This is a genomic window from Singulisphaera photorubra (assembly GCF_045290345.1).
Lineage (GTDB): Bacteria > Planctomycetota > Planctomycetia > Isosphaerales > Isosphaeraceae > Singulisphaera.
Map to the genome: position 1 here is coordinate 2,558,084 of NZ_CP155447.1, position 24,165 is coordinate 2,582,248.

At 62.1% G+C, this 24,165-nt stretch carries 21 protein-coding genes and 1 tRNA gene; 6 read left to right on the forward strand and 16 right to left on the reverse strand.

The window, feature by feature from the left end; all coding sequences use genetic code 11:
- Positions 1-186: 186 nt before the first annotated feature.
- From V5E97_RS09780 to V5E97_RS09790, 3 genes are read right to left on the reverse strand one after another with little or no spacing between them, the layout of a single operon-like run.
- Positions 187-2,055, reverse strand: a complete 1,869-nt coding sequence (locus tag V5E97_RS09780) for a hypothetical protein (protein WP_406699137.1) — start codon at positions 2,053-2,055, stop codon at positions 187-189.
- Positions 2,052-2,561 carry an ABC-three component system middle component 2 gene (locus tag V5E97_RS09785; RefSeq protein ID WP_406699138.1) on the reverse strand — a complete coding sequence of 170 codons (510 nt, stop codon included), beginning with the start codon at positions 2,559-2,561 and terminating at the stop codon, positions 2,052-2,054. Before V5E97_RS09785 ends, V5E97_RS09780 begins: the two co-directional genes overlap by 4 nt.
- The gene (locus V5E97_RS09790; protein WP_406699139.1) at positions 2,554-3,297 is read right to left on the reverse strand and encodes an ABC-three component system protein; all 744 of its coding nucleotides are present in this window, start codon (positions 3,295-3,297) and stop codon (positions 2,554-2,556) included. The genes V5E97_RS09785 and V5E97_RS09790 overlap by 8 nt, the downstream gene beginning before the upstream one ends.
- 1,281 nt (positions 3,298-4,578) lie before the next feature.
- On the opposite strand from V5E97_RS09790, the gene ltrA reads away from it, so the two are divergent.
- The 4 genes from ltrA (at position 4,579) to V5E97_RS09810 (ending at position 7,292) form a co-directional block, all read left to right on the forward strand.
- Entirely contained in the window at positions 4,579-5,628 is a 1,050-nt protein-coding gene (ltrA, locus tag V5E97_RS09795) for a group II intron reverse transcriptase/maturase (RefSeq protein ID WP_406699141.1), read from the forward strand.
- Between the two features lie 34 nt (positions 5,629-5,662).
- Entirely contained in the window at positions 5,663-5,872 is a 210-nt protein-coding gene (locus V5E97_RS09800) for a group II intron maturase-specific domain-containing protein (protein ID WP_406701143.1), read from the forward strand.
- A 176-nt stretch (positions 5,873-6,048) separates the two neighbouring features.
- Positions 6,049-6,522, forward strand: coding sequence for a hypothetical protein (locus V5E97_RS09805; RefSeq protein ID WP_406699142.1), 474 nt, complete (start codon positions 6,049-6,051; stop codon positions 6,520-6,522).
- Positions 6,498-7,292: a reverse transcriptase domain-containing protein gene (locus V5E97_RS09810; protein ID WP_406699143.1), complete on the forward strand. Its 795-nt coding sequence runs from the start codon at positions 6,498-6,500 to the stop codon at positions 7,290-7,292. Before V5E97_RS09805 ends, V5E97_RS09810 begins: the two co-directional genes overlap by 25 nt.
- A gap of 140 nt (positions 7,293-7,432) precedes the next feature.
- Here the strand turns inward: V5E97_RS09810 and V5E97_RS09815 are convergent, their stop codons facing one another.
- From V5E97_RS09815 to V5E97_RS09875, 13 genes are all read right to left on the reverse strand, one after another.
- A complete protein-coding gene (locus V5E97_RS09815) occupies positions 7,433-7,759 on the reverse strand; it encodes a hypothetical protein (protein ID WP_406699144.1) in 327 nt (108 codons plus the stop codon).
- A 1,121-nt stretch (positions 7,760-8,880) separates the two neighbouring features.
- Positions 8,881-9,909, reverse strand: a complete 1,029-nt coding sequence (locus V5E97_RS09820) for a hypothetical protein (RefSeq protein WP_406699145.1) — start codon at positions 9,907-9,909, stop codon at positions 8,881-8,883.
- 59 nt (positions 9,910-9,968) lie between these two features.
- The gene (locus V5E97_RS09825; protein WP_406699146.1) at positions 9,969-10,310 is read right to left on the reverse strand and encodes a hypothetical protein; all 342 of its coding nucleotides are present in this window, start codon (positions 10,308-10,310) and stop codon (positions 9,969-9,971) included.
- Positions 10,311-11,058: 748 nt separating this feature from the next.
- On the reverse strand, positions 11,059-11,589 hold the full coding sequence (locus V5E97_RS09830; RefSeq protein ID WP_406699147.1) for a hypothetical protein: 531 nt from the start codon (positions 11,587-11,589) through the stop codon (positions 11,059-11,061).
- Positions 11,553-12,263, reverse strand: a complete 711-nt coding sequence (locus V5E97_RS09835) for a hypothetical protein (RefSeq protein ID WP_406699148.1) — start codon at positions 12,261-12,263, stop codon at positions 11,553-11,555. Before V5E97_RS09835 ends, V5E97_RS09830 begins: the two co-directional genes overlap by 37 nt.
- A 17-nt stretch (positions 12,264-12,280) precedes the next feature.
- Positions 12,281-12,688, reverse strand: a complete 408-nt coding sequence (locus V5E97_RS09840) for a TubC N-terminal docking domain-related protein (protein WP_406699149.1) — start codon at positions 12,686-12,688, stop codon at positions 12,281-12,283.
- The gene (locus V5E97_RS09845; protein ID WP_406699150.1) at positions 12,685-14,700 is read right to left on the reverse strand and encodes a hypothetical protein; all 2,016 of its coding nucleotides are present in this window, start codon (positions 14,698-14,700) and stop codon (positions 12,685-12,687) included. The genes V5E97_RS09840 and V5E97_RS09845 overlap by 4 nt, the downstream gene beginning before the upstream one ends.
- Positions 14,701-16,142: 1,442 nt before the next feature.
- Complete coding sequence (locus V5E97_RS09850) at positions 16,143-16,463, reverse strand: hypothetical protein (protein ID WP_406699151.1); 321 nt, start codon at positions 16,461-16,463, stop codon at positions 16,143-16,145.
- A gap of 106 nt (positions 16,464-16,569) precedes the next feature.
- Positions 16,570-17,175, reverse strand: coding sequence for a hypothetical protein (locus V5E97_RS09855; protein ID WP_406699152.1), 606 nt, complete (start codon positions 17,173-17,175; stop codon positions 16,570-16,572).
- A 158-nt stretch (positions 17,176-17,333) separates the two neighbouring features.
- Positions 17,334-18,650, reverse strand: a complete 1,317-nt coding sequence (locus tag V5E97_RS09860; RefSeq protein WP_406699153.1) for a tyrosine-type recombinase/integrase — start codon at positions 18,648-18,650, stop codon at positions 17,334-17,336.
- A 122-nt stretch (positions 18,651-18,772) separates the two neighbouring features.
- A tRNA-Val gene (locus tag V5E97_RS09865) sits at positions 18,773-18,845 on the reverse strand.
- A 966-nt stretch (positions 18,846-19,811) separates the two neighbouring features.
- Positions 19,812-20,711 carry a DMT family transporter gene (locus V5E97_RS09870; protein WP_406699154.1) on the reverse strand — a complete coding sequence of 300 codons (900 nt, stop codon included), beginning with the start codon at positions 20,709-20,711 and terminating at the stop codon, positions 19,812-19,814.
- A gap of 113 nt (positions 20,712-20,824) precedes the next feature.
- A complete protein-coding gene (locus V5E97_RS09875; RefSeq protein ID WP_406699155.1) occupies positions 20,825-21,412 on the reverse strand; it encodes an N-acetylmuramoyl-L-alanine amidase in 588 nt (195 codons plus the stop codon).
- A 508-nt stretch (positions 21,413-21,920) separates the two neighbouring features.
- Here V5E97_RS09875 and V5E97_RS09880 point away from each other — a divergent pair.
- Complete coding sequence (locus tag V5E97_RS09880; RefSeq protein WP_406699156.1) at positions 21,921-22,616, forward strand: ABC transporter ATP-binding protein; 696 nt, start codon at positions 21,921-21,923, stop codon at positions 22,614-22,616.
- 318 nt (positions 22,617-22,934) lie between these two features.
- Entirely contained in the window at positions 22,935-24,164 is a 1,230-nt protein-coding gene (locus V5E97_RS09885) for a DUF1444 domain-containing protein (protein ID WP_406699157.1), read from the forward strand.
- The last annotated feature ends 1 nt before the right edge of the window (position 24,165 follow it).

Below are 24,165 nucleotides of genomic sequence, written 5' to 3' on the forward strand. Positions count from 1 at the left end.
ATCTTGGGGACTATGTCGATACCAAACACCATATAGCCAAAATGCACAGCGGCAACCGCATGCCCCGCTTCATGACGTGATTCCGCTTCATTGGTATCCACGACCGGTTTAACCCCCGGACGTGGTCCCTTCTTCGCGCCGTCACTCTTTTTTTTCGCCATGAATCCCCCGGCATGCTGATCACTATTATCCGAAGAACCCGGCCCTCGTGGCGAGCCGGTCGTCACCGAAGCGAATATGGTTTATCCGCGGCATCAGGTGCTGCGGCGGTTCCTTGTTATCTATGATGATAACTTGCCGGTCCGAATAGTTGAGGGCGAGGTGTTCGAAGAAGGCGTTCAGCACGTCGTCAGACACCTCGGCCCCGACCTCGTCGGCATCGGATGCGACGCGGGAATCCTGCTTGGTCGTCAGCGGCGAGTCCAGCACGACGAAACCCGGATGCGGCAGGTCCTTGCCGAGGCAATAATCCATCAGCCCGATAAGGAAGGCTGAACTCAGCAGCGCGCGGGCCGCCTTGCCGAACGAGCTGCGTGCCGAGCCGGACACCTTCAGCTCCAGCGTGGATAGGTCAAGCTCGACGGCGATCGGCCGGGGCGTGTAATTCCATTTCCATGCCTCCAGTATGGCGGCGACGATTCCGCAGAAATCGTCGACGGCAGCCTGGTCGAATTGCGTCTTCCCGTCCTCGCGATCCGCGGGGACTTCCACTTCTTCCGCTGGCATTTCGCCGAGTTGCGCCAGCAGCTCGTTTCGCCTGTCCTTGAGCGATTTCCGCTGCGCCAGGCGGCCCAGCTCCGAAAAAGTCTTCGTCACTTCGGCATGCGCCTGGGCGACGCGCTTGCTTTGCCCTTCAGCCATCGACCGCATGAATTCCAGGACATCCGACCAGAAACGCTCGCTGCCCCGGGCCTGCTCATTGCCCTGCCGGGCAGACGCCAGCGTTTCGTCAAGATCGGCCTGAATTCGCGCGATCTTCTTGGCCTCAGCTTTCGTGCCGCGTTGTATGTCACGCAGATAATCCTTCGCTACATCGGAAGCGGCCAAAGACTCCGCGTCGAATGGGTGGAAGCAGGTCGGGCACGGCACCTGGTTCAATTGTTCGAGCAGGAAGGCCGTTTCGTTTACGGCGGCGAGGCGGCGAAGGTCAGATTCGTAGTATTCTCGCAGAAGTTTCAGCCGCTCCAAAACCTCGCGCGATGCGGTCTGCTGGGAGCGCGCCGCGGTCAACGAGGTTTGGGCGTCGGTGATTTTAACCAGCACTTCCCGCAGCTCGCTGGCGGCCGAATCCGATGCGGCGGCGAATTCCTCAGCTCGCCGCGATACCAGCGTCAGCTCATCGTCGCCCGGGTTCGATTCGGTCGCCGACTCCTCGATCTGCACGTCGATGCGAGCGATTTCCGTTATGATCCATTCCCGTACCCCGGGCGGCATGCTGATTGCCTGGACCACCGCCACCGCCACCTCGGGCGGATTGAGCCTGGCGTTCATGACGTAAGCGAGGGCATCAATGTCCGCCGGCCAAGCCACCACCTGGCTGGACTTGGCGGGCGATCGCTTGTCCATAATGCGCAGCTCATCTATCAAGATCAGATGCGCTATGTAGCGGATCGTCAGCGCTTTCAGCGAGCCCGAGGCGTTGCCGCGAAGGGACGTCGGCGTTATCCCCATCGCATCCAGCCAATATCCCGCCAGGCTCTCACGCTTGGAGCTGTGCCCTTTGGTCAGCTTCTTCCAGCCGTCCCCCGGGACATCGGAATCGAGTGGGTGGTAGGGCAGCATCTCCGCGCCGCCGTCCTTGAATTCCCGCCTCATGACCCCGCGTTTGCGGTCGCTGGTCGAGAAATACAGCGTGGCCCTCTCATAGCCCGTCGAATGGCGGTTCGATTCCGGCGGGGCTTTGGCCCCGAACAAGAAATCCAGGCACGAAAAGGCGTAGCTCTTGCCGCGGTTTTCCTTGCCGGACAGGACGTTCAGCCCCGCTTGAAAATCGAGAATCGCCGGCGGCAGGCTGCCGTTGGTAACCTCCAGCATCGCGAGCGTGATTCGTTTCATGTCCACGCCTCGGGATGCCGTACCAGCGATTCGTTGACGAATTCCCCGCCCCAGTCGCGCAGGTGGCTCATGGCGAAGATGGTGAGGTCTTCGTCCGAATACGAGCCGAAATTCTCGACCACCCAGCCTGCCCGGTCCTGCAGATCGCGGGCGTAGTCGCTCTGGAGATACCGCAGGAAGCCGTTCGTCAATTCCGTGGCTCGGAAGGTGATGCCGTCGTCAGAATAATCGGTCGCAACCAGCTCGCGCGAGATCATGAGCACCAGGCCGTCCTGGAGCATCTTCCTGCGCACGAGCAATTCGCCGGAACGGTGCGGGGTGCGAGGGTGGAGGCTGGTCGGCCCGTCCGGCGCGTCGTCGGAATGCACCAGCAGGTAGTCGTAGACCACGAGCCGCCTCAGGTCGCATCCGCGCGGCGATGAGGCCGCGAGCAGCACGATGGCGCGAAGCCCGCTCTCGACGGCGCTATTGAAGGGGCTCGGCGAATTTCGCGGATTGTCACCCATTGGCCGGCTCCTGCGTTTTTACCGACCAGCTCAGGCGCCCGTCGTTGCTGTTGACGATCTGATGGCAAATCCCGTGACAGTCGCGCACCTCGACCAGCTTCAGCCCCACCAGGAAGTGGTTGCCCAGTTGGAGCTTGCCCGCCTCGGACGTCACCGCCAGCGCTTTGGCGTAGCCGTGATCATACCGGGCGCTGGCCGCCGCTAGTATGCCCGTGTACACCTGGTCCTGCAAGTCCTCGAAACAATGGCTGGTCGGGAACGTGTCGCGGCCGAACCGATAGAGCTGCTCCGCCTTGTAGAAACACTCCCGCGAAATTTTGTAAAAGATTTTGAGGGCAGGGTTTCCGCCGATGATCTCGTCCGTCGTATCCGCGTGCTGCATGCCGAGGAATTCGGCGAACGCGACGCGGAGCGCCTGGACGTAGTTCAGCTCTTCGGGAGCGGGCGCATCGGGGATCGGGTCGAGCGGCGGCCGCACCAGCCCGCCGCATCCGAACGTCCGTTTGTAGAATTCGGTTTCCGTGATCTCCTCGATGATCTCCCTCTGCGGCTTGAAGCTGACGATGCTGAAGTCGAAGCCCTCGATGTAGGCGCGCAACCCGGCGTCGAGCGGGACCAGTTTGGCCGCGACGCCGGCTTTGGTGGGCTTCTCCCATTCCGCGATCAGCAAGGCATTCAGGTCGGCGGGCGTTTCCAGCAGGGTCGACAGGTCGGGGCCGAGGTCGAACGGGGCCACGAAGTAATACTTCTGCGGCACGCGGAAATCCTTGCGATAGGTGTAGAGGCAGAGCTTGCCCAGCTCGATCCAGACGTCGCCCGGGGCGAGGGCGCTCTTGTAATGCTTGCACTGATAATTGTCCTTGCGCCAGGAAAGCTTGGGAGAGGAGGAAGAGCCTCGAACTCAGAAACCTTTCGTCGGAACCCTGCGGGTATTCAATCCCGCCTGGCAGAGCCGGGCCAGCAGCCAGAAGCGAGTCTTGCGTGGGGAGGGGCGACCCTCACTGCGAAGCGTAGACAGCCAGGTCAAAGGCCGTGTGATCGAGCCCCGAAAAGTCAAGACGCTGGGAGCCTTCGTTGTGGACATATGCGGGGGCCGCGCCGGTCGCGCTACACTTGGTCCCGCAGAGCGCGGTCGGTCCTGCCGGGGTCGGAGAGCACGGGCGATGACCATCAGGGTTCCCCAGGAACCTGGGAGACCCCGTCGTCTCCACCGCAATTTCCGGCTCGGGAACCGGGACACCAACTCCCCGGAGCCTCCGGGACGCGCATCGCCGCCCGAGGGGAGCAAACCTGCGATGCAACGGTGGTATCGCCCCGCGAAGGCAACGACGCGTGGCGAGACGGATGGCGGGGAGTCGGAGTGCCCCATAGTGTGTGCTGGGCAGCGTTTAGATCCGGAGGGTTCAAGTCCCTTGGCCGCTCGAATGAGGGGCGGTGTATCCAAAGACGGGGGTAATGCCTCGTCGGCTGGGGAACGCAACCATGGAGAACCCTATACGGGCACGAAGTCGGAAACGACGGATACAGCCAAGGGGATGCACCTACTGTCGCGCTCTGTCCGCAAAGACAACCAGAGGGCAGGGTGTCCGCCGCGAGGCGGGATCCGAAAGGCTTGCGGAGAAGTACCGGGCCGTAATCGAGGAGAGCCATCTCCATGATGAACCGGTCGGCCAAAGGTGGGGCAAGGTCGAGCCCGCACTATGGGGGCGAAGGCGTTCTCATTCACCCACCGTATCAAGGTGTTTGCGGACGGCACGGTACGGAAGATCTAGACGTGACCCCAGGAGGACTCGTTCGGTTCCTGGGTGGCACCGGGATCAGTGACCCTATAAGCCGAAAGGCGAAGTGGCGAGCGATGCCGGGCGAGTCGTCGGACGGCCGAATAGTACCAGAAGCGAGGCGAAAGCCTCGTGACCGAGCGATCGGCAGCTGAGTGGGCTGGGGAAGGCGGCCGGCAAAGGTGGTTGGCGCGAGACACGATGCCGGACAAGTAAGGGCTATCGTGAGGATCAGTTCCATGAGTGAAAAACCCGTACGCGATCGCCCGAGGAGACTGGCGGACTGGCTCAACCCGACTGGGGACAAGAAGGTCCATTCTCTAGTGGACAAGGTTTACAAGCGATGGAACTTGGAGGATGCCTGGCTTAAGGTCAAGGGCAACGGCGGGGCCGGTGGCGTCGATGGGCAATCCTTGATGGATTTCGAGAAGGTGCTCGAGGAGCAACTGGACCGACTCCATGCGGAACTCAAGAGCGACACTTATCAACCCCTGCCGGTGCGACGACAATTGATCCCCAAAGCCGGCCAGCCGGGCAAGTTTCGCCCGCTCGGCATCCCGACCATTTATGACCGGGTATGTCAGCAGGCCCTACTGAACCGGCTGGAGCCGATCTTCGAACCAGTATTCGATGATGCCAGCTTCGGATACCGTAAAGGGAGATCGACCAAGGATGCCATGCGAAAAATCTGGAAGGAGTTGGGCACAGGAGCCGAGTGGATCATCGACGCCGACCTCAAAGATTTCTTTGGATCGGTTAATCATGAAAAGCTCTTAACACTCGTTGCCCAACGAATCTCGGACGGGCGAGTGCTCCGGCTGATCGAGCGCATGCTCAAGGCCGGCGTCCTGTCCGAGGGCCAACGCCTCCCGACCGAGCAGGGTACTCCTCAGGGTGGGATCGTTTCCCCCCTGTTGAGTAACATCCTTTTGACTCCGTTTGACCGCGAGATGCGTCGCCGAGGCTTTCGGCTGACGCGCTATGCTGACGATTGGGTGGTTACGTGTCACACTCGGGCAGAAGCGTGCCGGGTATTGGCTGAGGCCACCAAGATCCTGGAAGCACTGGGTGTGACGCTCAACGTCGAGAAGACGCGGATCGTACACGTCACGACCGGCTTTGAGTTCCTGGGATACAAGATCAAACGCGGTCGCCGGCCTCTGAAGCTGGCTCCGGGCAAGATCCGTACGGGCTGCCGTCAAGGCAACCTCTACGCGTACCCGCGGGAGAAGTCGATCGAGCACTTCAGGATCAGATTCGCCAGCGGACTCGGCGCAAAGCTCCGGTGAGTACCCGGCACTCATCGCCGAACTCAATCCGGTCATCCGCGGATGGGGCCAGCATTACTGCAAAGCCCACATCCGTACGCTCTTCGCCCAACTCGACCGTTGGATCCTGCGTCGCCTCTGGTCACAGCGATTCAAACGTTGGCGCTGCCGAGGTTGGAAACAGCTTCCGGAGCGTCACCTGTACGGCGAATTGGGACTCGTGCGCCTGATCTACCTGATTCCTTCTTTGCACCTGCGCCATTGATGCGCCTTTGTGAAAGCTGGATGCGGGAAAACCGCACGTCCAGTTTGAGCGGCGGACGGAGGCCAGCGTTTCGACGCGCCTCCTCCGACCCGACACCGCGGAACCCGGGGAACCGATTCCGAAGGGACCCGGCGGAGGGAAGGGGGCACCGTGTCATGACACCGTTGGAGGGAAACATGGCGGGTGCATCGGAACCCGTGGACGTGTCCACGAAACGACAACGGATCGCCCAACTCGCGAGGCAAAGTCCGGTGATGGGATTCACGTCCTTGGCCCATCTCATCGACTTCGACTGGCTGCTTCAGGCGTACGAGAAAACACGCAAGGATGGTGCCGTAGGTGTCGACGGACAGACGGCCGCGGACTACGCAGCGGACCTGAGGGGCAACCTTGTGTCGCTGCTGGAACGAGCCAAGTCCGGAACATACCAAGCGCTCCGGTGCGTCGGGTTCACATCCCAAGGCGGGCTCGACCACCGAGACTCGTCCGCTGGGGATACCGACCTTGAAGATAAGATACTTCAGCGAGCGGTGGTCATGGTCCTCGAAGCTATCTACGAACAAGACTTTTGGATTGTTCGTACGGCTTCCGGCCGGGCCGCTCGCGCACTCAGGCGTTGGACGCCGTGTGGCGGCAGACGATGGGGATGAGGGGTGGCTGGATCTTGGATGTGGACGTTCGTCAATTTTTTGACACGATCGACCACGGCCATCTCCGGGCCTTTCTCAAGCGTCGGATTCGAGATGGCGTGCTGCTTCGACTGATTGGCAAGTGGCTGAACGCGGGGGTCCTCGAAGCTGGCAGCGTTACGCGTCCGGCCATGGGTTCCCCTCAGGGCGGGGTGGTCAGCCCCATCCTTTCGAATCTGTTCCTGCACTACGTGCTGGACGACTGGTTCGCGCGTGAGGTCCGACCGCGTCTGAGGGAGGGGGCGTTCCTGACGCGCTATGCGGATGACTTCGTCATAGGCTTCGCCTGTGAAGAAGACGCCCGCCGGGTGATGGCGGTCCTTCCCAAGCGGTTCGCGAAATACGGCCTGACGATCCACCCTGATAAGACGCGGCTGGTGCCGTTCGAGCGGCCCAACCGTGCCTCCCAGCAACCGACCGAAGCGCCTCGTGAACCCCCTGGGGCATTCGACCTGCTGGGGTTCACGCACTTCTGGTCCTATTCGCTGAAGGGGAACCCGGTGGTGAAGCGGAGGACGTCGCGGAGTCGATTCAGCCGGGGGCTGCGGTCGCTGAAGGAGTGGTTCCGGCAGCACCGGCACCTTGACATGGCGGCCCAGCACCAGACCCTGTGCCAGAAGCTGACGGGCCACTTTGCTTACTACGGGATCACGGGCAATTCGGTTGCGCTCTCGATTCCGGAGTGGGGCGGTCCGACTCTGGAGGCGGAGCCTGTCACGGCGGCGCCGTGATGGTGACATCGCCTGGGATCAGTTCAATCGGTTTCTGGAGCGTCACCCGCTCCCGCCACCGCTGGCGATCCACTCAGTGTGTCGTCCCGTAGCGCGTTCATGACATGACGAGCCAGATGCGTGAAACACGCACGTCTGGATCAGTGGGAGCCCGGGGGGAGTAATCCCCCTGGGCGACCCGGCCATTCGCCCTGCTCATCCGTGACGTACGCGCGTACATCCCGCCCCTTGTCGCCCGAGCCCGGCGCCCACACGATCTTGCCATATTTCCCGGCCTGCTTTAGCGAAAAAAGCCATTCATGAACATACGCTTCGAATCTATCTTCGTCCCATATTCGGAGCCGTTCCAGCGGCGTGTAGCTTTCCCCGTAGATCAGCTCGTAGTTCGTCGGCGGCCGGGTGAACGGCTGCGGCTGCGGCACTTCCTCGAGCTGCGGCTTCGGAGGGGTTTTCTTTTTTTTGGCCAAGGCGGATCACCTCTAATGGCAAGGCAGACTGCATGGTGGCACCAACGATGATAATCGGCGCGGTCGTCGGTGAAAACCGGCTCCCGGCAAAGTGATTCGCCGTTGGAGATCCCATTCTCCGATAGGATCGGCACGCCAAGGCGTCGCCATGCATGGATTTGCCAGCAGGTCCGCGGCGGTAGAGTTCCGTCCCCCGAAATGCCGATCTTATCGGAAGTTAAGTGTCTCTAGCCCCCGCGGGCTGACGGATCGGCGGAGATTTCGCGCAAGGTGCTTTAGATTCACGGGTTGCGCCCGACTGTGCTCATATGTTCCGTAGGGAGCAGGGATGCCGCCGCTGTTTTACGAGAACGGCGTGCCCGTCCAGTAAGTTATCGAGCAGCTATTTAACGCATCGGCTGGGGCATCCTTTCCACAATCAAGCGGGTCTTCCGCGCCCAGGTCGACGCGAGGGGGAAGCTGGCCGAATGGTTTCTCTACAAGCAGCTGACGGAGATACAGTGGCGCGGCGTGATCGAGTCGGTGTTAAGGCGGGATTCCGACGGCCCGCCCGATTTCCCGATCACGGCGCGGGGGCGTGAGCTGCAAATCGAGTGCAAGAACGTGAGGAGCGGCGACGCGGTTTTCAAGGACGGCTTCAAAGTCGAAATCCAGAAGCCCCACAACCAGATCGGCGGAGGCCCGGCGCAACTGGATCGCGCTGGAGCACTACCCGGAATACCTGGACGCCAGCATGATGCCGTTCTTCGCCGCGCGAGCTCCACGCGGAGCCGGAGCTGGAAGTGGCGGTGGCCGCGCCAGAACCCGCCCCTCGACCGCAAGCGAGGTCGGCCGCGCAAGGACGCCGCGGCGAAGATCGGCAAGTTGCTTTTCGGACGGTCTTCTCACGACGGGGGTTCAATTCTCCTCGCCTCCAACTCCCATCCCGAGACTCGCCGTCACCTCGTGCCGCAAGCCACCAGAGGGAGCTAGTTAGCGACCAACGCGACTCCCGCCATTCCTGTGCAACCATACTGCAACCAGCGGGGACTGGTGATTCCGCAAGTCCTTCGCCCAAAATAGATTGAGGCGGCCGGCACACGCTTGCAATTCCCGTCGCCTTGCGAATGGCAGCTCTATGGTTAACCATTCTCAGTCGTCCGATTCGAACCAACGCTCGTATTGCCGGGGAGACTCGAACGCGGTCTACCCAGAACGTTGACTTGGCGCTCCGCCACAAACATCCGGATCGCCGGGACCGCCAGCCGCCTCACGACCGCTAGGGTCTTGCACGCCTCGTTGAACTGACGAGTCGTCCTCACGATCCGACGCTCCATCGTCTCGGCCAGCGCCGGCCCGAGAGTGTTTTTCTCTCGCTCGAATTGCAGCTCAAGGGCATGGAGACTCAACCAGGAGAGCGCGACTCGACCTGCCAGGACGCGTTCCAGTGCCGACGGCTCGGGTCCTGAGAGATCCATGCGCATCCGCTCGACTTGGGCGAGGAGTGATGTCCTTGCCACCTGGTCGTCTCCCGCGATGCGATAGACGAGGATCCGCTCAGTCTGCTTCGCCGCGCTGGCCCCGTAAATCTCTGCTAGTTTCCCGACCGGATCTGTCAAGAACGCTCGGTACATCCAGTCGAGGGTCTCCAGGTCCCCTTCCTTGGCGAGTCCGAGCCGCTGCTGAAACTCGTCCTCGGGCATGGTGACGAAATCGGTCAAGGTCTGGCGGTTCCTTGTCTCCTCGGTTGCTGCTGTGGAAGCGGCGACGGCCAGCGAAAAGTCCTGGCCGCCCTTTTGCTCCCCAGCAGATGCCGATGAACTGGCCACGGCCGGTGCGGTCGTTGTTGCCTTCGATCGAGGCATGCGGCGTTTCCTCCACTCGGATCGCTTGTGTCGGCGGTAGCCGGCGGCTTCGAGGGCGGCGCGGGCTAGGTTCTCGACTCTGCGGTGGAATGAGTCGAATCCCAGCTCACGCTGCTCTTCCTGGAAGTGCTCGACGTCATGAAGGTCGGCCTCTCGGAGCTTACGGCGAGTTGTCCGGTTGAACTCGGAAATCTCCGCGAACAACTCGCCGATTTCGCCGCCGCCCTTGTACACCGAACGGACGCGACTTCCGACCCTGACGGATCGATAGTAATAAATGGTGTTCCCGCGTCGCTTCCATGGCATCAGTGTTTTGCCCTACCAAATCTTCGATGCCCCGCCTTGTCCGCCTCCGGCTGCCGCTATCAACTTGAAGAAACTTTGGCCCCACGAGCTCGGAGCCGCTCATCGAGTGCACGCCCCTCGGCCTGAGCCGCTGCTAACTTCTTTTGAGCCGCCACTAACTCTGACCTGAGTCTTTTGGCCTCGCGAGCTGGTGCCGAGCGGAGTTCTTCGACCTCACCAATCAGCCGCTCGACAACGTCGATTTCCTCATCTCGTGCCAAAGGCTGAAACAGCGGATCGAACGTGTCAAAGTCGATCGGGCCACCATCGGCGGTCAGACCGGCGGCGATTTCCGGCTTCTCGAGTTTCATGGCTACTCGCTTGCATGCCTTATGGAAAGGCAGGTGGCCGATCTCCTCCATCCATCGTGCGGCCAAATCGTCGAGGTCTATGCCGCCGCGGAACAAATCGCGGAAAACGTGAAGGACTGCTCGTGTATGCTGTTCCCAAACCGTGGGTGCTCCGTCAGTGGCGAAGTGATACCTCATTCCTGGCTGTCGGAGGCGGTCCATGGCCTTTCTCGCCTGCTGCGCTGGACTGAACCCCAGGAGGTCCGAAGCCAGCAGATCAGTGAGTTCATTCGCAGAGCCCTTTCTCAACGGCAGTCGCTCCAGCAAGAATTGGAGTGGCGGCAGCTCATGCAATGCATCCTCGCCGCGGACCGACAGAAAAGTCGCTCCATCGCTGTGGAGGAATCCGATCAACTCCCCGAGACATTGGCCGGCATCGGGGATATCAGCCCCCATTTCCGAGAGCCTCGTCGCCGCACCGGGGATCAATTCACCAAGCGAGTTCATCTTTTCAATGAATGCTTGAACCTTTTTCGGGGATTGCTTGCGTACCGTTTTCATCGGGAGATTCTCCAGCCAAAGTTTCAATGCATGAATCGAGCAATCAACCAGGGGTATTCGGAAGAGGCGACGCTACCGCCTCTCTATCAGGTCGGGCGGGTGATACGCGATTTACTCGCTTCATCGGGGCAAGCTCGAGCGCCGTGAACACAAAGATCCCTGGCCCTCGCAACGTCCTCACACGCCATCGTTCGTCATCGGATCTTCTCCAGGTGTGAAGGAGGGCCCGTTACCGAACCAGTCCTCCCAACGAAGGCGGTCAAGCGTCGGGCCAGGACCAGCTGTTGGGAACTCGGGCGGTCGAGTAGGGCCGCGCTCCCCCATCGGAGGCAGCGTATCGCAGGCTCGACAGCGTTTTGTAAACATGTAGCCGAAGCTGGGTATCGTTCGGGCTAGGTGGACGAATAGTCTTAGCCTGGCGACCATTGAGATCGGTAACGAGAACCAGGTCATCCAGTTGAGGCAGGCGATTCGGCCACGTGGCCTGCGGCCGCAGAGCGGGCAATACGCCGGGCCATCGCCAGCTCCCCGGCGCCCCGCTGGCCGAATAGGGGATGCGGCCACAGTCCAGTAAACGCAAACCCGTGAGTCCCTGAACCGAAAGCGCGGGGCGGGGATTGGCGTCATTGGAGATGTACGAGATCGGCCGATCCGCAGTCTGGCCATCGAGGTCGGTGATGGTGACGATGTCGAGCAGTCGCGGATGGCGGACCGCGGCCGATGGCTGGGGGTACGGAGCTTTTCCGAATTCGATCAACGGGAAGATCGGGCCTGAATTGTGTTGATACATTGCAGCCCCTCGCAAAATTGTGAACATGATGGGAACTCCGTGATGTCATTTGGCGGGGCCGCCTCCAGCTCAAGCTGGCGCGGTAAGTCGGCTCCTCCTTGATCGAGGTCCCGGTCGTCAAGGACTGCGAACCAGCCCGTATCGAGAAGGCTTTCCTCGGACTCCCTCAGGCTATTGAGGAAGTCAAAGGGGTCGGATGGTGGACGCGTGAAGATGGTCGGGGCCTCCACCTCATCCGGCGAATCGAGTTGGTCCGGTGTAGGCCAGACAATCTTGTCGTACGCCGCTCGCGCATTCGCACAGAACCAGCCGGCATCCGCGATAGCCCGCAGGACCATTGCCCGTCCCAGGTCACGGCGTCGCTTGGCCTGGGCGAACATCTTGGCTCGGACGCTGATGGCTCCGGTGATCTGCTCGTCGGACTCGCCGCGAAGGTGGGCCGCCGGACGTCCGAGCCTCACCGCTCGATCGAGGAGTTCTGCCGGCGGCGGGCACGAGACGAATCGGACCTTGGGAATCCAGGCGACGAAGCGGTCGCAACCGTCGCACACCACCTTGGCGGCATGGCGGCCGCGTTTAATCCGGACCTCCTTGAGACGACGGGAGCCACAATCCTTGCAGGGCGGGCATTTGGCCGCGATGAATCGAGCCGTCAGGTCGCTTGGCTTGCGCATCAGTCATTCTCCAGGGTTTATGGCTCGTCGCGGCCGGCGGCCACCTCGAGGTAGGCCTTGTGCTCGGCGGTCCGCCAACCGAGACCCTCGTCCTCAAGTTGATTGGCTCGGCGGCCCCAGCGTTCCCGCTTCTTAAGGGGCCATGAGGCCAACTGTTTGGGCCGGGGCGGCCAGGAGTGGAACGGTACATTTTGTTGAGGGGACTCGGAGTTGGTGGCATCAAGCGACGAGGTCGGGCGCTCCGCGGGAGACTTGGCCTCCGACTTGAGCAGGCCCAGGATCTCGACCTTGTGGGCGATCAACGCCTCACGCAGTTCCGGAGTGAACGCTTCGCGCGGTGAGTCGACGGCCAGGCGGCCTTCACTCTCGGCGAGATTGACTCCTCGGCGTCGGGCTTCTGCCAAGGTCGTGGCTGCAGAATTCATAGGAGCTCCTCCACCCGGTCACCATTGGGGGTAGGAGAAAGAACAGGATGCTGACCGTCCCAACCGTCTTGACCGTCTACGGGGCCGGCGGCAATAAGCTCCAACTCAAGCGGAGTTAGCGAATTAGGGCAATTCTGGCTTGGAGACGGTTGGGTGGCACGATTCATTGCGAGGAGACGGTCGACCGTCTCCGGCAAGGGGCAACCGTCCCCGCGACCGTCTCCATCCAGACCTGGATGTAAATCGTTGTCCCACACGAGAGTTCCGTTTGAGTTCACGAATGTCTGGGACGGTGGAGACGGTTGGGACGGTTCGCTTCCTGACTTCTCTGATGTCCGCTCCAGGAGGATGAGTCGGCGTCTCTTTCCTCCTTTTTCGGACCGGAAAGAGACATCGATACCGGCCCTCCGGAGCACGGGCATCACCCTGCGAATCGCCCCGGAGAGACCGCGCGCGGATGAGGGCCAGTCCTTGGCCTTGGCGACCCGCTCCCCCGCAAGTTCGGCCAACTCCTGGAGGAGCTCGCCGGCAGTCGTCTCGAGATGCGGAGTCCGCTCCATCAGGGCGATGACGGCCGGCGCGACGGGGGACGCCTCCAGGGCTTGGTCGTTCGCCGACGACCTGTTTACCTCGTAAGCCGCCAAGAAGGCGCCGTTTGTCCAGCCGAGTCCTCGCCCTACGGCCTCACCCCAGCGGGCAAAGTCAGCCATTCGGGGTAGCTTCTTGAGTTCCACGGAGGGAAGCCGCCTGAGCCCGCCCGCCACGGCATTGAGGAGAGCGCCAAGGATTCTTGGGTGTGCCTCGTCGAAAGCCCGCCAGAACGGTCCTTCTTCGCGTCTTTTCTCCTCGGGGATGGTCGGAAGTGAGAGGACGACGCTGCGATCGAGCAGGTCGGGGCGGGTCGCGACGTCTTCAATGCCGTTGAGGAGCACCGGCCGCATCGCGTCGAAGAGCATCTCCTCGGCATCCTCGTACAGGACTCTCGTCGCGAACCCGCCACCTGTCGCAAGGCGACAGAGGGAGTCAGCCAGCCAGACATGTAGGCTCGATAGATTATCGAGTGTGACGACCCACGCATTTGTCGCCGCGATCATTAAGTCACGGACCTCTTTGGGCTCGCAGCGGAGGAGCGTCGCGTTCGGGTCGATGAGTTTCCTGGAAACCCGCGTGAAGGTTGATTTTGCCGAGCCTTGCTCGCCGTTGATCGCGACGATCGGGTAGGGACCGTGAGGCCTGAGGGCGGCAGAAAGGCACGCGACAAATAGGTACCAGTCGTGGTCAGACGCGAGGTTGGTGAACCCCCTTAGCTCGTCGAGCGACCCGCCCCCGACCGGCTCTGGCAGCGCCATCATCCCCTTCGGGCGTCGGAATCGCACCGGTGGGTCATTCACCAGTTCCCAGCCTGCGCGAGAGATCTTGACCGCCCGCCATGCTTCGTCGCCCAAGTCGAGGAAATACGACGGGTCATCGGGATCGGCAGGATTTGGGATGTTCGCCACACGCACCCACACAGCCTGGGTCGGCCCATCGAATTGGGCTTTGGCCTCGAGAACGCCGAGGGTTGACTGCATAGCCTCCGTCGACGGCGGGCTCTCACGCTCCTCATAAAAGGCGCGGACAAGCCATCTCCGAAACGATGTCGAACGGATGAGGTGGACTTCTCGGTGGCTATCGACCGGAATCGACGCATACGTGCGCCCATCGGCGGTGTGGAACAGTTCCGCTCCCTCCGCAAGCCGGAGGAGCGCCCTGGCCTGGGTCTCCGGCTCCGGTTGGCTCGCGCGGGCGATCGCCAGCTCACCAGCCAATTGAGCAAGTCGATCGGCCGCTCCGGAATCCTCCAGGCCGGGCCGCAGCTTGGCGAGATCGACAACAAATCGATCCCGCTCCTGAGACTTGATGATCTCGATTTGGTCGACGTGGATGGTCTCATTGCCAATCTTCGCGGTGACGACGAAGAATCCTTTGCGTTCTGACGGGATCGCAGTGAGGTCGAGTCGGATTTCATCCATGCGTCCCCCCTTCGGTTCGTCGGGGGATCGAGAATGCGTGTGCTCGGACGCGGAAACACTCCGCGGAATCGATTACCTGGAGAACCGATTCGTGCGTGGCGTCTGAGCGTAGCCACGCACGTGCATCCTTAACCTGATACGGAGGCGTGATCAGCCGAAGGCGGGCCACGTAGGCCACCAGCCGCAGCGCTAGTGCCAATGCACCATCCTGTCCCGGCCGATTCCCATCCTGTCCTGGCTTATCGTTGTCGCTGACAATCACCACATCCTTCGGACGGTCTCGCCTGACTAGGTCAACAAGCAAGTCCGAGCCGCCATGGCAGGAGGGCCGGCCGATCGCCGAAAAGCCCAAGTCGAGAAGAGCCGCCGTGTCTGTCGGTCCCTCGGCGATCAAGAGTGTGCTATCGGACTCCAGATCTGAGGGGATGAACAGGCCCTCACGACCTCCACGGATCGCAAATTTCTTTCCCTTCCAAGTTCGGAGTCGGATCCCCCGAACACTTCCCGTCACGTCGGCCATCGGAAACGCCCAGGCACTGCTCTGCTTGCACCAGCCAATTCTGAGCCGTTTCAGGCTTTCGGCCGATAACCCCAACCTCGAGGCCATGCATGCTAGGTGGCCAGGATCTACTGCCTGCCGGAATTCCGATGCCAAAGACTCCAGATCGGATCGTGATTTGGCCAAGGACACCTTGACCGAGAGCCGCGCAGACCGAGGCTGGGCCTCGGTCTGTCGGTGTTGATGCAGCCATCCGGCGGCGGTGACCTGTCGAGTCGCTCCTGCAGCAATACGAGCACAGATCGACGCTCCGTCATCCGATGCCCTAAGGCACCAGTCGACTCTGCCGCAGACCAGGCAAGGGCGATCTCGTCCGACACGCGTCCATGAGGCCGTCAGATCATGGCTCATTGACGCCACCTCCTTGATGATGAGGAGTTGGAAATCGCCTCTTGGACGTCGACCATGTAACCGCCTGGTACCCTCACTGAGGGCAGAATCCCCGAGAGAATAGACTGCCTGACGATAAACGGGCGCTCACCCCGAAGCTGAGTGGCCAACCCAATACTGATCAGACTCCCTTCGTCGACGACCACTGGTCGAAGGTTACGGGGCATCGGTCCGTACCTCCGTGGTCTCGCAATCGAGAACGAGTATCAGACCACGGCGTGTCAGGGATGCGGCCCTAGCGCGTGCAACGTCGAGTTGACCTCGTCGTAATGCACTCCTAAGCGCATCCATCGATTCCTCGACGGTTGCGATCCGTGGATCTGGACGCGATCTGGACAGATTGTTAGCATTAGACTTTGCCATGTGCTTCTCTTCATGGGGTTGCGATATGCGGCCGGTGGCACGGCAGCATATCTCTTGATGTTGGACGCGGAATCACTCGGTCGCCCGGGAGGGGTCAATCTCCCGGGCGATCTCATGCGCGGACTGGGGATCAGATTCCCAGGCGCGTGAGCTCACGATCGGCGGCGGTCGCCGCCTTAGACCGGGTTGCGGGGCTGCGCACAGCAGAGCCCGACTCGGCCTCGGACCCAGGGTTGAGGCGATCTAAAAATCGCTGGATCTCTTCGTCGGTGGAAACCCAGCGGCCACCGAGCCGGATGGCCCAGAGCCGATGACGTTCGCCATCGGCTCCGTGAATCCCCTTGGTGTGCCATCGCATGAGCGTGGCGACGTGGAGGTCCAGTTCACAGGCCAAATGTGAAAAGGGCCGGTATTTCGGTTTGACGGTCGCGAAGACGCTCGGGTTGCTCATCGTAAATCCTCATAGGTCCACAAATGTGGCTGTGCTAAGAGGATTTTCGATAGTTCTTTGTAATAGTCAACAATTGCAGATCTGAAATATAAGAGACTATAAGATGTTATAGTCCGCACTGGGTCTGGACGAATTTTTTGATCCGCTTGTGCTCTCTAAGGTCGGTGTGGCGGAGAGCGAAGAGCCCATCTGATCTTCGCTCGTACTCGATCAATCCCTTGTCCTTACGACTCTTGAGACCCACTGGGTTGGTCTTCAACAATCCAAATGCTTCGTTCAGCGTTGATTGAGTAGAAACGATCCAGTCCCAGGTAGGTGGTTCGCCCAACGCCTCTTCCAATCTGGAGAGAATTACGGCGTAGTTGGCGATCCAGCCCGGATCGCGGAGCCGCTGCGTCTGCGGATTCTCGGGCGGGTCGGGTCTCAGTTCGGCAATGGCGGCAGCAAGCTCGAGCGTTGCGTCGGCGCCAGCGGGATTGGCTTTGTGGAACCGATTCCACTCCCAGGAGTCGACGTGGTTCCGCCAGACGTAGGGCCCGGCGGCGTCCGCGATCGCCCTTTGAAGGTCGGCGAAGAGGAACTCGGCCTCGTCCGGATCAGGGAAGGCAGGGGCTTCATGCCAGGCTTGCGCGGTTGTCAGGATGCGTCTGGCAGGCTTCAGGAGGGCGTGAAGAATCAACGCATCGTCGATGGGCAAGAAACAGCGATCCATGGAGTGTCCTCACCTTTGGCACCGGGCCGGCGGCCGGCTCAGCGAAGGTGAGGACGCAGAGCCGACCGCCGCTTAGGGGGAGGCGCTGGCCGGCGCATCCCCCACCCGAAGCTCCGACTATTATAGTGCCGTTTTGTCTAGTCGCCAGGTCGGTCTTCTCAACCGACGAGTCGCGCGACCTCGTAGGCCTTGGCCATGTCCCGTTCGGCGTAGACTTGGGTCACATCGGCCCGCGAATGACCCAGGACCGTCTGGGCGGCCTCCAGGCCGAATCGCTGGCGTATGGCCGTGGCGGCTGAGTGCCTCAGTTGGTTCGGATGCCAGCGGTTCCGGCGGTGCCACTCGGCCAGGTCGGCGCGATGCTCGATCCGCCACGCCTGTAGATCCTCGTATGCCGCGCGGCGTTGCTCCCGAGTCAGTCTCTTGTCTTTCGCCTTGGCCTCGCGAGCCGCCTCCTCCTGATGCGGAAACGCTTTCCGGCAGCCCCGGGCGACCGCTTGGCAGTAGGCGTTCTTGTCGTAACTCTGGCGAGGTGGCCGCTTGGGATTCCGCTTGCGTTTCCTCGCCCTCTGACTCGGCGTCAAGGGGGTCTTGCGTGCGGCTCGGCGCGAGGTGTTCCGGGCCTCGACCGCTACGATCGGGCTGAACAGGTACGCGTCCGAATCCGCTCTGAGCCAGGGCATCAGGACTTCCTGCGCCTTTGGGCCGATGAAGATCACGCGGCTTTTCCCGAGGTGGTCCGACTTGTGGCGTGCGGGCAGGTAGCTCCAGACGTCGGCCGAGCGGTCCAGGTCGCCCCCCCTCATCGCGGCAACCTCGCCCGGACGCATGCCGGTCAAACGTTGCACCTCGATCATGGCCGCGACGGAGGCCGGGACGTGTGGGAGGACGGCCGCCACGCGATTATCGGGAACCGGACCGACCGGCTCCGTCTCGCGCACGCCATCGCGACCTCGCTTCAGAGCCTTGACCGAGGCCAGCTCGTGGAGCACGTCAGCCGGAACCAGCCGCTCCTCGGTCGCCCATCGGAACATCGACCGGACTTTGCCGAGGCGGCCGTTGATCGTGTTGCGGCAGAGCCCGGCGTCGATCATCGCCTTGCGGACGGCCTTGAATGCCGCGGCCCCGAAATCGGCGGCCCGGGTGTGGCCGTACAGGGCCCGCAACGGCCGGATCGCATCCCTAATGTTGGCCAGGTGGCGGGTCGGTTTGCCGTCCCGGGTGTAGTGGGCCTCGGCATGGTTCCAGTAGGCCAGCAGCAATTCGTTAACCGTCAGGTCAGCCTGGGCCGCTGAGGCGGAAGGTAGCCGGCGGCCGTGCGCCAGCCACTCGCCGACAAGTCGGTCGTACTCGGCTTTACTTGTTTTGGTTCCGTGAGGGCCGAGGTAGAAATCGCGACCGCTGAGGGTCACGACAGCCTGGCCTGAGGGACGGTGGAGACGGTAGGACGGGGTTCGGGAAATCAGCTTGGGCATGTGCGACGCACCTCCTTGCGACGGCCAAATCCGGTAGATACCGGTTTGACGCCAAGGTTGCGGCCGCACTGCCCGACGCGGGCAGGTACGCTAAGTCTTGCGTTCGGCGGAACTTAAGTAAATGGGCGGCGCTGGATTCGAACCAGCGACTTCCACCGTGTGAGGATGGCACTCTAACCACTGAGTTAGCCGCCCGGGCTAAATCGGCCAGTCGGATGTTTCCGAAGGTCGAACTCAGGAAAGAGCTTAACGCATGAGTGGGGCGGGGGCAAGACTGTTTTGGGGCGATCTTGAAGGTTTGGTGGGGGGCATCTGGTATTGGTTGGGATGAGGGCACGCGAGCAGTATTCAGACGCTTTTGCTTGGGTTGAGGAATGCCGTAGTGTGAGTGAGAGGTTGAAGTTGGGAGGCTCAACGAGCGAGGAGGAGAGGGGGCGGCTCGTGAGTTCAGGTTCAGGGAGTTCGTAGGAGAAGGCCGGGATTAAGCGGGGTTTCGCGGTGAGCAATGATGTCGCGGTTGGCTCGCCAGAGGGCGATGGTGGCTTCGGAGGTTCCATAGACTCGGAGAGCGACATCGGAGAGCGACTCTCCTACGCCGACTTGGGTGAAGGCGGAGTGTCGGCCGGGGGGAGGGGATTGTCGATGCGAGACGACCTGGATTACGGCCGGGGGATCGGGCGGGGCAGGGCGTTGGGAGGTTGGAGAGGCCTGGGTACGAGGGGCAGAGCTGTGATTTTTGGGGGCCGCACGATCGGAATCGAGTGAGGCGACGTCTTCTTTGGGGCGGGAAGGCGAGGCGGTTAGTGGGGAGGGGACTCGGGGTTGGGGGCGGTCGTGGCAGCGGACTCAATGATCGGTACGGCGGGGGTTGGCGGAGGGGCTTGGGTCGCTTCGGTGGGGCGGTCGCGGATTGGGACTGGTGGGGGACGGATCGAGCGTGGTCGGGTTCGTAGAGGATGACCGCGAAGAAGACGACGACCAGGACGCTCAAGGTGAAGCTGGCTCCCACGTGCTGGTTCATGAGATTCAGAGCCTCGGCCGGCATCGAAAGTTGTCGTTCATGGTGTGGTGTCGTGGTTTATCGGTCATCGGTACTCGGAACTTGAATGTTGTGGGAACTTTTTTTGGGGGTGTCCCGATAGGGCTTCGCTGCGTCTCGTCCTATTCGATGGGGGGGAGGCCTTCGCTGGGGCTCTCGTTGCCCCGACCGGTTAGCCAGGCGGTGGGGGCCAGGACCAGGCAGAAGCCGAGGTAGCCGAGCGGGGTCATCGAGCGTCCCCAGATGGCCAGGTCGAAGAGCATCCCGAACGGGACCTGAACCAGGCTGATCACCGAGACGCGTGCGGGGGCGCCGGCGGCGTAGGCTTTGGTGAGGAAGAACTGGCCGACGGTTCCAGTGATTCCGACCCCCAAGAGCATCAGCAGGGTCATTGAGTCGGGCCGGCTCAGGCGGATCGTACCGTAGTCCCAGCGCACGGCGAGCCAGGTCCCGGCGATCAGGCTGGCCACCCCGGAGAAGTGGGCCACGATGGCGCGGGGGTCGACCCCTTTGAGTCGGTGCAGGCCGAGCATGGCCAGGGCGCTGGCGACCGAGGCCGAGAGCGCGACGAACGAGGCGAACTGATCGCCGGCGAGTTGTGGTCGCTGGATCAAGACGACGCCGATCAGGCCGCTGGCTACCCCCAACGCCTCGGCCACGGTGGGGATCTGACGCAGCAGGAGCGCCGACATCAAGACGATCCAGAGGGGATAGGAGTTGGTCAGGGTCAACACGTCGCCCAGGGGGAGCCGGGTCATCGCGAAGAAGTTGCAGACGAGGCTGAAGCTTCCGGCCAGGCTTCGGAGCCATAAGGTCCGAGGTCGGATGAAGACGAGCCGGACTCCCGATGCGCGGGCCAGCATCAGGGAGGTCGTGAACATGAAGACGACCCGGACCAGGGCGATCACAAGCCAGTCGCAACGGGTCCTGAGCGACGAAGTGATCGCCCCCATCGCAGCGAACGCCAAGGCGCCTTGGAGCATCCAAAGAGCGGGACGAACGGCCTTGTCGCTGTCGATCATCGAGAATCCAAAGCGATTGCGGGGAAATCCCGCTCTTATCTCGAGACGGGTGATTGGGGCGGCCACCTATTCTGACCGCGGAACGGGAATCGGGAAAGGGCAGAGCGAGAATCTCAGGCGTAGCCGATTCCAGGCGGGGGCAGTGGAAAGTCGCCCAGCACGGGATCCGGAGCCATGAGCGCGGTGATATCGATCAACCCTGGGTCCCAATGGTGGTTTTCCGGCACGTGACAGTGGCCGTAGTGGCCCCCTTGGGTGCGCCAGGTGTTGGCGTCTCGATTGTGACCTCCTGGGTCATTCCCGTTGAGAGGGGGGAGGGGAAAGCCGTTCGGCCAGAGCTGGGGAATGCCGTGAGTCCGCTCGAGCCAGCGAGCCAGTCGCGCGGCCCGAACCAGCAAGGCGGGCGGTTTTGCCTGCGCGGCATGAGCCACGAGTTCGATCTGCACGGCGTGCCAGCGGTTCGTCTGGACTCCTCCCGGGGCGTTTTCCAACGCCCGAGCGGCCTGGTCGGTGTCGACATGCTGGAAGACCTGGTTCTCGTCGAGCGTGAAGTGGGGCCAGGAGTTGTGCTGCCGGAACAGCGCGATCGCCTCCTGGGCGGTGTTCGTCTCCGTCGTGTGCCAGACGATTCGCCAAGGACCGCCCAAGTAATTGCCGGCATTATTGCCTGGCTCACGAGTTGCATTGGCGTAGATGGCCATTGTGAGAGGTTCCTGAGTTGCGATAGCAAATGGATTCCGATGCGAGCTGCCGCTTACTTTGATTTTCTGGGGGGTGGCGGTGGCTTTCAACCGGGGTCACCTGGATGGATCCGAAAGTCGAGGAAAACCATGGCCACCTCGCTCGTGGTGCAAATTAGGGCCGGGCCGGCCAGGCGACTGGTCTCGGTGGTTCCTGGATTTACGACTCGTTCGGCGTGGTTGAAATTCCAGGTGAGCCGGCGGTGCTGGCTCGTCGCCGGGGTGGATTTCCGTTCTGGCGGGGAGAGGCGCCGGTTCTGGATACGTTGATCGCGACAGACAACGCCGCTTTACCGCGCGGCCTGTAAAGGTTCCTCGGGCCGGTGAAGTGAGCCAGGTCGATCGGTTCGAGGTCGAGTCGGTAGGCTCCGTGGGCCGTTGCCGTTACACTCGTTTTGGAACATCCGCGGTCGCCGGTACGCTCGCTTGCGGAACGACCAAAAGCATAAAGAAAAAGGGAGCAGCAACCATGCCTGATCGGCCGGGCGAGCTCATTACGCTGGAGGGGATCACCAAGGAATATCCGATGGGGGGCGAGATCGTTCGCGCGCTCCAGGGGGTCGACCTGGCGATTGGGGTCAATGAGCTGGTCGCAATCATGGGGCCGTCCGGGTCGGGGAAGTCGACACTGATGAACATTCTCGGCTGTCTCGACGTGCCAAGCGCGGGGCGGTACTGGCTGGACGGTCGCGACGTGGCGCGGCTTTCGCAGTCGGAGCTGGCGCGGGTGCGTGGAGGGCAGATCGGCTTTGTTTTTCAGACGTTCGAGCTCTTGCCGCGGCAGACGGCCTTGCGCAATGTCGAGCTTCCCTTGACCTACTCGGGGGGACCGAACCGCCGGGGGCGGGCGACCGAGGCGTTGCGGCGCGTTGGGCTGGCCGACCGGATGGGGCACCGGCCCAACCAGATGTCGGGGGGGCAGCGGCAGCGGGTGGCGATCGCCCGCGCCCTGGTTCAGCGCCCGGCCTTGCTGCTGGCCGATGAACCGACTGGCAATCTCGACTCGCAGACCGGAGAGGAGATCCTCAACCTCTTCGCCGACCTCCATCGCGAGGGCCAGACGATCGTCATCGTGACCCACGAGCCCGAGGTCGCCGCGCGTTGTCATCGCATCGTCAGGATCCGCGACGGCCGGGTAGAGTCTGACCTCGAAACGGGAAATTAGGGCGGTTTTCGCCTCAATTGCGTCCCCTTGGGGCAGTGGACGTCCGGCTCGCTAGCTCAGTTGATTGAATTCAAAAATTCAAACCCATTGAAATGGAAGAGCGGGCGGGATGTCGCGGCCGCACGCTCTTGGACGGTCGGCCGGTTCGAGCCCAGGCATCTGAAAGCCACCTTGATCGACCCACTCAACTTCAACCTCACAACACTCCTTCGCCTGCCACAAGTTGCGCCAGGCTGGCCGGAAGCTCTGGCTATGTGCGAGGGGAGCCGTTGAAATGGAAGAGGGAGGAAAACCGAGCCGGTGAATCGGAGCTCTGCCTTGCGAATACTCGATCGATTCTTCGGGCCGCCCAGCGAGGCGAGGTTCGCCCGGCGGCTGGCCGACGCGATCCGGCGGGCCGGTGAAACAAACCCGATCCGGTTCGACTCGCGCGAATTCCGACTGGTCTCGGCGGGCGAATCCGCCAACATCATGAACCTCGGGAATCTCTACGGTGAGTATCGCGCCGCTTCACGAGGGCACAGGCCGGTCATCCTTCACGCGTTTGTGCGGAGCTGGTTCGATCGGTACAAGGAGATCCCCGAGAATTATGAGGACCTTGGTCCCGACCTCCTGCCCACGATCCGTCCTCGGATGTTTCACGAGTCGGGTCGGCTCGAGGCGATGATTGCGGGCTCACCCCCGTTGGCGTTGCCGCACCGGGTCGTCGGCGAGCACTATGCGGGCGGCCTGGTCTACGACCTTCCTCAGTCGATGATCCTGGTCCAGGGTCGGCACCTTGATGCGTGGGAGACCGACTTCGACGAGGCCTTTGAAGTCGCGTGTGGCAACCTTCGTGAAATCAGCCGGCACCGCTGGCGAACCCCCGCGCCAGGTGTCATGGCGTCCCCTTGGGGCGACCACTACGACGCCTCGAGGCTCTTGATTCTCGCGGATCTGATCGATCGGGACGAGGTTGACGGTGACCTTGTCGCGATGATCCCGAACCGAGACACGCTGTTGTTGACCAGTTCGGGAGACGACGCGGGACTGGCGGCCCTGGCGAGCCTGGCCGAAGAGACCTTGATGAAACCGAGGCCGCTCCATGGTTATCCGCTCTGCCTGAGGGATGACGATTGGGTCCCCTTCTTCCCCGAACCCGACCATCCCGCCGCGGGGTCGTTCCGACGACTTCGGATCAAGTCCTTGGCTCGCGATTACGCCGAGCAGGCGAGCCTGCTCAACGAGCTCTATCGCAAGACCGGCGACGACGCCTTCCTGGCGGGCTTCAGCGCCATGGAGAACCCGCGAAGCGGTGAGGCGATGAGCTACTCCGTCTGGGCCGAGGGGGTCTCGACCCTCCTGCCCGAGACTGACCGCGTCTTCTTCTTTCGCCCAGGCGGACCTCAGAACGGCGAGGTCGTCGCGAGCGGCGATTGGGACCGAGTGACCCAGGTGGCCGGCCACTTGATGACCGCGCTGGGGGCTTACCCCGAGCGCTATCGCGTCGAGGACTTCCCGACCGACGCTCAACTCGCCGAGATTTCCGACGGATCAGGCGTCTCTTGAA

What these genes read in the sequence shown, in the direction of transcription:
- V5E97_RS09780 (WP_406699137.1), bottom strand. Translation starts at nt 2,055, where the DNA reads ATGAAACGAATCACGCTCGCGATGCTGGAGGTTACCAACGGCAGCCTG.
- V5E97_RS09785 (WP_406699138.1), bottom strand. Translation starts at nt 2,561, where the DNA reads ATGGGTGACAATCCGCGAAATTCGCCGAGCCCCTTCAATAGCGCCGTC.
- ltrA (WP_406699141.1), top strand. Translation starts at nt 4,579, where the DNA reads ATGAGTGAAAAACCCGTACGCGATCGCCCGAGGAGACTGGCGGACTGG.
- V5E97_RS09805 (WP_406699142.1), top strand. Translation starts at nt 6,049, where the DNA reads ATGGCGGGTGCATCGGAACCCGTGGACGTGTCCACGAAACGACAACGG.
- V5E97_RS09820 (WP_406699145.1), bottom strand. Translation starts at nt 9,909, where the DNA reads ATGCCATGGAAGCGACGCGGGAACACCATTTATTACTATCGATCCGTC.
- V5E97_RS09825 (WP_406699146.1), bottom strand. Translation starts at nt 10,310, where the DNA reads ATGGAGGAGATCGGCCACCTGCCTTTCCATAAGGCATGCAAGCGAGTA.
- V5E97_RS09830 (WP_406699147.1), bottom strand. Translation starts at nt 11,589, where the DNA reads ATGTATCAACACAATTCAGGCCCGATCTTCCCGTTGATCGAATTCGGA.
- V5E97_RS09835 (WP_406699148.1), bottom strand. Translation starts at nt 12,263, where the DNA reads ATGCGCAAGCCAAGCGACCTGACGGCTCGATTCATCGCGGCCAAATGC.
- V5E97_RS09840 (WP_406699149.1), bottom strand. Translation starts at nt 12,688, where the DNA reads ATGAATTCTGCAGCCACGACCTTGGCAGAAGCCCGACGCCGAGGAGTC.
- V5E97_RS09845 (WP_406699150.1), bottom strand. Translation starts at nt 14,700, where the DNA reads ATGGATGAAATCCGACTCGACCTCACTGCGATCCCGTCAGAACGCAAA.
- V5E97_RS09850 (WP_406699151.1), bottom strand. Translation starts at nt 16,463, where the DNA reads ATGAGCAACCCGAGCGTCTTCGCGACCGTCAAACCGAAATACCGGCCC.
- V5E97_RS09855 (WP_406699152.1), bottom strand. Translation starts at nt 17,175, where the DNA reads ATGGATCGCTGTTTCTTGCCCATCGACGATGCGTTGATTCTTCACGCC.
- V5E97_RS09860 (WP_406699153.1), bottom strand. Translation starts at nt 18,650, where the DNA reads ATGCCCAAGCTGATTTCCCGAACCCCGTCCTACCGTCTCCACCGTCCC.
- V5E97_RS09870 (WP_406699154.1), bottom strand. Translation starts at nt 20,711, where the DNA reads ATGATCGACAGCGACAAGGCCGTTCGTCCCGCTCTTTGGATGCTCCAA.
- V5E97_RS09875 (WP_406699155.1), bottom strand. Translation starts at nt 21,412, where the DNA reads ATGGCCATCTACGCCAATGCAACTCGTGAGCCAGGCAATAATGCCGGC.
- V5E97_RS09880 (WP_406699156.1), top strand. Translation starts at nt 21,921, where the DNA reads ATGCCTGATCGGCCGGGCGAGCTCATTACGCTGGAGGGGATCACCAAG.